3 protein-coding genes are annotated in these 3,210 nt (G+C 59.8%); 1 reads left to right on the plus strand and 2 read right to left on the minus strand.

The window, feature by feature from the left end:
• Positions 1-163: 163 nt before the first annotated feature.
• Together NOG11_RS14775 and NOG11_RS14780 are read right to left on the minus strand one after the other, a co-directional pair.
• Complete coding sequence (locus NOG11_RS14775) at positions 164-580, minus strand: RidA family protein (protein ID WP_256620585.1); 417 nt, start codon at positions 578-580, stop codon at positions 164-166.
• On the minus strand, positions 573-1,898 hold the full coding sequence (locus NOG11_RS14780; RefSeq protein WP_256620586.1) for a questin oxidase family protein: 1,326 nt from the start codon (positions 1,896-1,898) through the stop codon (positions 573-575). The genes NOG11_RS14775 and NOG11_RS14780 overlap by 8 nt, the downstream gene beginning before the upstream one ends.
• A 164-nt stretch (positions 1,899-2,062) precedes the next feature.
• Here NOG11_RS14780 and NOG11_RS14785 point away from each other — a divergent pair, with 164 nt between their 5' ends.
• Positions 2,063-2,956, plus strand: coding sequence for a LysR family transcriptional regulator (locus tag NOG11_RS14785; RefSeq protein ID WP_256620587.1), 894 nt, complete (start codon positions 2,063-2,065; stop codon positions 2,954-2,956).
• Positions 2,957-3,210: the final 254 nt, after the last annotated feature.

Genomic DNA, 3,210 nt, shown 5'->3' on the forward strand with positions numbered 1-3,210 from the left:
CGGACGAAGTGAGTTTTTCAACACAATCGCGCAATTGCGGACATACGCGCAGGCGCAATGTTTGGGCCGGTTGAGGTTGCCGTCTTAGCTGCAATGTCGCCTGTTCGGTCTAAGCAACAAGGTCGGCCCGCCCTGCCGTGAGCCCTCAACTCCACTGGCGGGGTTATGGAAGCACCCCAATCCCGTCGATCTCGACCAACATCTGCGGATCGGTGCCGAGCTGGGAAAGCGGAACGATGGTACACGCCGGAGCCAGACGGTCGCCGAAGGCCGCCTTAACCTCTTCGATGATGGCGCGGTGCCGATCGTCGGAATGATCGACTGAGTAGATCGTCAGCTTGGCAATCCCGCTCATGTCGCCACCGGCCGTCCTCATCGCCTGGCCGAGGCTTGCAAGAGCGACGCGAACTTGATCCTGGTACGATCCTTTATGTTTCCCACCGCCCTGGCCGGCAAGGAAGATCGTCCGTGCACCAGCGGGTGCAATCGCCAGATGGGAGTAGGCGAGCGGCGACGGATCGAACATCCCCTCGGGATTTTCGATGACGAGGCCGGTGTTCTCATCAACTGACTTAGTCATAACGCCGCTCCTTCTCCTTCGATGCTTCGGAGAACGATTTGGCGAACCAAAGGTTCTCATGAACCTCGCCAGACGCATTCGGCGATACGAGGTTTCTGGCGCTCCTCTCGAATAACGCGTGGCTAGCCTCGGGTAAGGACCCCCAGGCACTCCAACGCCACAACGCGTAAGCCGCTTTCGGAACGTGCTCGTCCCGACTGCAAAGCACCGAAGAGATCGTTTCCCTCCACCAGTGATCCTTCTGCGAAGACAAAGGGGCCGAGGGCTGATCGGTACGGTTTTTAGCCCATCGCTCGAACTCCTCTACGGTGCGGTCAAGCCCGGGTCTGTCCTGAACGACGAGCGTCGCCATCACCGCACGCCACCAATGGACGAGAGCAGCGCGCCTATCTTCCGGCTCGAGGTGCGGGAGCACCGCGAGGACACCGTGAAGGCTTGTCAGGCCATGGAGGACGAAAAACTCGTTGTCCGAGCCCAGAAGCGAAGCGGCGGCGAAGGCAGTGATAACCTCGACAACCTCGTCGAGAGGCTCGTCTATGTCGGGGAGCGCAAGGGGGCCGATGTCATTGAGCGATTGGCCAAGCGGAAGCTCGGGATCGTTGTAGGTCATGATCCGGTGCTGGAATCCCCCGCGGTTCACAGCACGGTAGGCTTCCGTTTCGCTGGCCTCGTTCGCAGCGCGGGTCAGCTCTGCGGCATCGGGCTGCCGCAGATAGCTCAGCGTCGCTTCGATCAAATCCGTGCCGTCTGGCGCCCATAGCGGCGTCGCAGGCTCGTGCGGCGGCTCTGTGGCGATGGGTTGGTATGATGTCGCCATATAGGCGAGACCTTCGCCCAGCATGTTGAGGCTCTCTACGTCCGTTGCCCACCCTGTGTGGATGATCGGATGAAGCGCTGCTCCTGCGAGCCCAGGCATCAGTGCCGGGAGATATGTTCGGAGCGTCTGAGAAAGACCATTTTCTCGCAGCTCCTGATCGAAGAAGTCGCGGAAAGCTGGAAAAGCAACCCGGGTCGACTGAACGTTGTTGCGCCAGTTAAGGCGGTTGATGACCGTATATCCTTCACCTGGCCAGTCACGCGGAGGCTCCAGATCGCCCGGCTCTCGCGAGGGATCCTCTTCGAGCTGGTTTGTGTAGAGCTTTTCCCACCACGAGAAGGTTTCGTCCGGTGCTCCTACCCCGCCCATCACCACCCAAGCGTGGGTGAGATGGTTAGAAAGGTAGCCCTTATACTCGATGTCCCACCGGCGTCCCCTAGCGAGCCATTCATGGGTCGATGCTTTGTAGTCAGGTCTTTTGTAGTAAGTCTCGGTAACCATGACCGGGCTCCCCTGGCGGTGTTGGGTTTTTTCAACAAGAACGACCGCAATGTTTCGATACCCCGCCGAACATCTCGTCCGTGCCGACGGTCCGGTGGATGCTCCATGCACTCATAGTGCATGACGGCGCTTTCACTCTCGACCATGATTAAAGCGGAGGGGCCATGGACCGATTGACTGCCTACCGCATCCTTGTCGCTGTCGCTGACGAGGGCAACTTCGCGAGCGCTGCGAAATCACTCGGCTTATCGAACTCGGCGGTGAGCAAAAACGTGCGAGAGCTGGAATCTCTGCTCGGCGCGCAGCTCTTCGTCAGAACCACCCGAAGCGTCAGGCTGACGGAGGCGGGACAGACTTATCTCGAGCGGGTCAAACGCCTTCTTGCCGATATCGAGGCGGCGGACGCGGCCGTAACCGAAATGGCCGGTGAGCCTCGCGGCACGCTCAAACTTGCCTTGCCGATGTCGCTCGGTCTTCTCAGGGTGACGCCGATCGTGCCCGCGTTTCAAAAGGTCTATCCGCAAGTGTCTGTCGATCTCGTTCTCGATGACGCGAAGGTCGATTTGATAGCGGAGGGTTTCGATCTGGCCGTTCGCGGCAGCGGCGATCTCGCCGATTCCAGCCTGATTGCCCGCCGGATCGCGGACTTGAAACACGTCTTGTGTGCCTCACCCGCCTATCTCGAACGGCAGGGGCCACCGGAGAGTCCCCAGTCGCTGAGAGAGCATGAGGGTCTTCTCTTCACCAAGGCCGACGATCCAGAACTTTGGCGCTTGCGACGCGGGGACGAGGTCATCGACATCCGGGTGAAAGGGAAGTTCAGCGCTAACAATTCGATGGCCATCCGCCAAGCTCTACTCGCCGATGCAGGCATTGCACTCATCCCTCGCCTCTACGTTGAGGAGGACCTTGCGGCGAGACGCCTCGTCGATGTGTTGCCGGATTGGGAACCGGAGCATCAATCCGTGTGGGTCATCTATCCGCCGGGGCCCCACCTGTCGGCCAAGACCCGTGCCTTCATCGACTTTCTCACGGTTCGTCTCCGGGACGTCCGCTGAGCGCTGACCACCCCCGGTGTATGGTCTCGCGACTGTCGCGAGCGGAACAATGCGAAGGCGAGATGCATAAGACACGTTCTTCAGAAGAGCGAGGAAACCAGTGTCGAAAACTACGGTTCAAAGATTGAGGCGTCCTGCCTTACGGACGCGCGGCATCCTACCCTTCGGTCCTTCGCTATAGATGACAAAGCGTCCCTCGGTCCTTGTTCCGCTAGAGCGTTTTGAGCCCTCACTGACTCGTTCGTGGTTTGCGC

Source organism: Parvularcula maris, assembly GCF_024505085.1.
In the GTDB taxonomy this organism is placed as follows: domain Bacteria; phylum Pseudomonadota; class Alphaproteobacteria; order Caulobacterales; family Parvularculaceae; genus Parvularcula; species Parvularcula maris.